Below are 1,360 nucleotides of genomic sequence, written 5' to 3' on the forward strand. Positions count from 1 at the left end.
GAGGCTGTAAAATTCTTTGTGTAAACTCCAAACCTATTACAATAGAGTTACTTAGGAAGGGTTGGGAGAACACATGGGATTATGGTCCAAGGAACAGCTACGACAATTTATTAAGGAAAACAAGCTTGTAACGGCACAAGATGCCCAAAATGCACTGAAGGAGCTCTTCGCTGAGACGCTGCAGGAGATGTTGGAAGCGGAGCTCGATACGCATTTAGGGTACGAGAAGCACGACGTTCAGAACAAACAGACCCTCAACAGCAGAAACGGCAAAAGCAAGAAAACGATCATCAGCGAATACGGGGAACATGAAATTGAAGTTCCACGGGATCGTCAAGGCGAGTTTGAGCCGGTTGTGGTTAAGAAGCATCAATCGATTGTAACAGGTATTGAGGACCAGATTGTTGCCATGTACGCCAAGGGAGTCAGCACGAGAGATATTCAGGATCACCTCGAGCAATTGTACGGCGTTGAAGTGTCACCTACGATGATTTCCAATGTAACCAATAAACTCGTTCCTCTCATCAAGGAATGGCAAAACCGCTCCTTGCAAAGCGTTTACGCCGTGGTCTTCTTGGATGCCATTCACTTCAAAGTGAAGCAGGATGGGCACATCGTAAATAAGGCCGCTTACATGGTTATCGGTATTGACCTGGATGGCAATAAGGATGTCCTTGGCATGTGGATCGGCGAAAATGAATCCTCTAAATTCTGGCTCAGCGTGCTGAATGATCTCAAGAACCGCGGCGTGCAAGACATCTTGATCACTTGTGTCGACAACCTGACCGGCTTTTCCCAAGCTATTGCGGCCTCTTATCCGAAAACAGAAATTCAGAAGTGCATCATTCACCAGATCCGGAACTCGACTCGCTATGTGTCCTACAAAGATCTTAAGAAGGTAACGGCCGCTTTAAAACCCATTTACAAAGCGGCAACGGAAGAAGCGGCTTTGCTAGAACTGGACCAATTTGAAGAGGCTTGGGGTAGTAAGTATCCTTTGATCGTCCGTTCCTGGCGATCGAACTGGGATGAACTGGCCACCTTCTTCAAGTACCCGCCGGAGCTTCGGAAACTTATCTACACCACGAATATGATTGAGAGCTATCACCGCCAGCTTCGTAAGGTCACAAAAGGGAAAAGTATCTTCCCAACATACGAGGCTTTGCTAAAAATGCTTTATCTGGCGACCATGGACGTCGTTCGTAAATGGACGGGCCGGGTGCAAAATTGGGGGCAAATTTTGCTTCAGCTTTCAGTTTTCTTTCCCGACCGCATCGGCCAATTTTTACGTTGAAAATTTTTTCTCCCCTCGGGGAGAAATCTTTTTAAATGAGTTTACACAAAGATCTTGACAGACCCA

General features: G+C 46.5%; 1 protein-coding gene. It reads left to right on the forward strand.

The window, feature by feature from the left end:
• The first annotated feature begins 73 nt into the window (after nucleotides 1–73).
• Nucleotides 74–1,294, forward strand: coding sequence for an IS256 family transposase (locus EYB31_RS39920; protein ID WP_131019147.1), 1,221 nt, complete (start codon nucleotides 74–76; stop codon nucleotides 1,292–1,294).
• Nucleotides 1,295–1,360 lie beyond the last annotated feature (66 nt).

The sequence above is a fragment of the Paenibacillus thalictri genome, assembly GCF_004307995.1.
Taxonomy (GTDB): Bacteria; Bacillota; Bacilli; order Paenibacillales; family NBRC-103111; genus Paenibacillus_AF; species Paenibacillus_AF thalictri.

Coding starts and splice junctions, on each gene's coding strand:
- EYB31_RS39920 (WP_131019147.1), top strand. CDS start 74: ATGGGATTATGGTCCAAGGAACAGCTACGACAATTTATTAAGGAAAAC.